Annotated in this window: 2 protein-coding genes and 1 pseudogene; 1 reads left to right on the top strand and 2 read right to left on the bottom strand. The window is 63.5% G+C overall.

Features of this window, described 5'->3' with window-relative positions:
- Positions 1–794 (top strand): annotated as a pseudogene (locus VJS90_RS19450) (MFS transporter); the annotation flags it as partial.
- Between the two features lie 77 nt (positions 795–871).
- Here VJS90_RS19450 and VJS90_RS19445 read toward each other — a convergent pair.
- A complete protein-coding gene (locus tag VJS90_RS19445; protein ID WP_324123260.1) occupies positions 872–1,600 on the bottom strand; it encodes a transporter substrate-binding domain-containing protein in 729 nt (242 codons plus the stop codon).
- Positions 1,601–1,690: 90 nt separating this feature from the next.
- A partial coding sequence (locus tag VJS90_RS19440; protein WP_414704955.1) for an OprD family porin occupies positions 1,691–2,989 on the bottom strand: 1,299 nt, incomplete at its 5' end.

Raw genomic sequence — 2,989 nt, 5'->3', positions numbered from 1 at the left:
TGCGCCTGTCGCTCAAGGAATCGCCGACCTTCATCCGCCTCAAGGCGCTCAAGCGCGTGTGCGACAACCCGCTGAAAAGTGCGATGAAACACTCCCGGCCCACCCTGCTGATCGGTATCGGCCTGCGCATGGGCGAAAACGGCGGCTCGTCGATCTACCAGGCCCTGGCGGTGAGTTACATCGTCGGCGTGGTGGGCCTGCAAGGGCCGGTGGGGGTGCTGACACTGATCTGCGCGGCCCTGCTCGGCGCGATGACCGTGCCCCTCGCCGGCAAGCTCAGCGACCGCTTTGGCCGGGTAGTGGTCTACCGGTCCTTCGCCCTCCTGCAACTGGCGCTGGCCTTCCCGGTCTGGTGGGTACTCAGCCTGGGCAACGTCGTGGCGAGCATCATTGCCATCTCGATCGCGCTGGGCATCGGCACCTGGGGCATGTTTGGCACCCAGGCGGCATTGATGCCTGAGCTGTTCGGCGCGCGGCACCGCTACATGGGCGTGTCGATCGCCCGCGAGGCGTCGGCGGTGATCGCCGGAGGGATCGCGCCAATGATCGGTGCGGGCATCATCGCCCTGGTCGTGGCCCGCAGCGGCGGCGACGCCAGCGCGGGCGTCGGCGCGTGGCTGCCGATTGCCTGTTACCTGGCGCTGCTTTCGCTGATCACCCTGTACACCACGTTCAAGACCCCGGAAACCCTCAACCGCGATCTGGACGAGCCGCGGGATGCATGGGAGATAGCCCACGCTGAAACGCAGATACCGGCGCACTCCAGGGCAAGCGTACCCTCGCGCGCGGTGTAGGACCGCACCGCAATTCCCAGGCTGCCTCGAAACAGCCTGGGATTCAGGAGTCCTGCGCCACCACCCTCACCCGACGCTCAGCGCGGGGCGCTGACGTCTGTCTGCCCGGTCGCCAACAAGGCGCCACGCACGAAGCCTTCGGCGAGGCGGCGCTCGACGAAACTGCGTACGTAAGCTGCACCTGCGTCGCATCCACGCGGCACGGCCATGGCCTGACGAATCGCCGTGAAGGCACCGTCCAGCACGCGCCAGCGCGGGTCGGCATCGGCGACCTTCTGCAAAGGTTGGCGCACCCCCGCGGCAGCATCCAGGTCACCGTTTTCGACAAACAGATCGACCGCGGCGGCCGAGGTGTCGGCCCTCACCAGTTCGGCATGTTGCAGCGTGCGGCTCAGGTACAGGTCGTACGCGGCGCCCCTGCCAACGGCCAGCCGCAGGCCTGCCTGGTCCAGTTCATCGACGTGCTGATAGAGCGCATCACGCTTGACCAGGTACGTCCCCTCGATCAGCACGTAGGGCTCGCTGAAAGCGATCTGCGCCTCACGGACAGGTTCGATCGCGAGGAACGCGAGGTTCCAGGCGCCCTCTTCCAATGCGGCGAACACCTTGCCCGCAGCATCGAAGGTACGCATTTCCAGCTGCACGCCAAGCTCTTCGGCCAGCGCCTTGGCCAGAGCCACGGAAACTCCCTGAGGCTCACCGTCGATGCCGCGCTGGGCGAGTACCGGATTACCAAGGTTGATCGCGACCCGAAGGATGCCGCCTGGGGCGAGTTCTTCAAGGACTGCCGAAGCAATGCTGTTCATGCTGCTCTCCTGTAGCAAGTGTCTGTTATTGGCTGAACCTGCTGACGCGCCCTGAGCCTCTGGCGCGCAGCCAGGTTCACCGCGCTGGGCTTACCAGATAGGCAAGGTGTAGGAAACGATCAGGCGATTTTCATCCGCGCCACGGGCAAAGCTGGACCGGTAGGCCGCATTGCGCCAACGGATGCCGACATTCTTCAACGCCCCAGCCTGGAACACATAGGCGATATCGGTATTGCGCTCCCATTCGCGGCCTTCACCGGTGCGGGTGGCGGAGTCGGCTTTGTCACCTTTGACGTAGCGAGTCATGAATGTAAGCCCTGGAATACCCACGGCGGCAAAGTTGTAGTCATAGCGCAGTTGCCAGGAACGCTCGCCAGGCTCGGCGAAATCGTTGATCTGGATGTAGTTGGTCAGGTAAGGGTCCGTGCCGTTGAGAAATGGCATCGACGTGTCGCCATTCATCTTCTGCAAGCCCAGGCCAAAGGCATGCCCGCCCAGGCTGTAGGTGAACATGCCGCTCAACGCACCGCTGTCGATCGCACCACCGCGAGCCTTGCCCGCGTCGTCGCTGAGCATGTAGCGCAGGTCGCTCTTGAGTCTGCCCGGGCCGACACTCCAGGCGTGATTCACGCCAAAGAAGTTCTGCCTGTACACATCCTGCAGTTCGGCATACTGGTAACTCAGGGTCAGCGCCTTGCTGACGGCATAATCAGCGCCACCCACCCAGTAGTCGTCCCCTTCGACTGCACCTGCGAATCGGCGGTTCTTGTTGTTCAAGGTGATCTTCCGCGCGTCTGTCGAGTCGCGGTCGGTCACGCGGTCGAAGCGCGCGCCGGTAAACGTCAGGCCCACGATCTCACTGCTGGTCAGCAGTCCCCCTTCGAAGGTTTGCGGGAGGATGCGGCCAGTATTGGCCTGCACGGTTGGCAGCTTGGGGATCAGCGTGCCGTACTTGAGTTCGGTTTTCGCGACCTTGACCTTGGCTGTCAGCCCCAGGCGGCTGAACTCATTCGCGGCGCGGCCGTCGTCGTGCACGGGCAACAGGCCGGAACCGGCTCGGTCCGGGCTGGAATCGAGCTTCAGGCCGAGCATGCCCAGCGCGTCCAGGCCGAAGCCGACGGTGCCTGGCGTATACCCGGAGCGAAAGTCGAGCAGAAAACCCTGTGCCCACTCCTCACGTTTCGATTGCCCGGCACCGTCCCGAAAATCCCGGTTGAAGTAGTAATTGGACATCTGCAAGTTGAGCGTGCTGTCTTCAACAAAGCCTTCGGCGCTGACAGTATCGGCAAACAGGCAGGGAGACAGGGTTGCAAGGGCACGCAGAATGTTCTTTTTGTTATGCATCTGGCGGATCCATCTGGTTGGCATGGGTGTGCCCGGCCTGGGTTG

Source organism: Pseudomonas sp. (assembly GCF_035277045.1).
Classification (GTDB): domain Bacteria; phylum Pseudomonadota; class Gammaproteobacteria; order Pseudomonadales; family Pseudomonadaceae; genus Aquipseudomonas.
The sequence above is the reverse complement of the archived record's forward strand: the minus strand, read 5'-3'. Positions and strand labels throughout refer to the sequence as shown.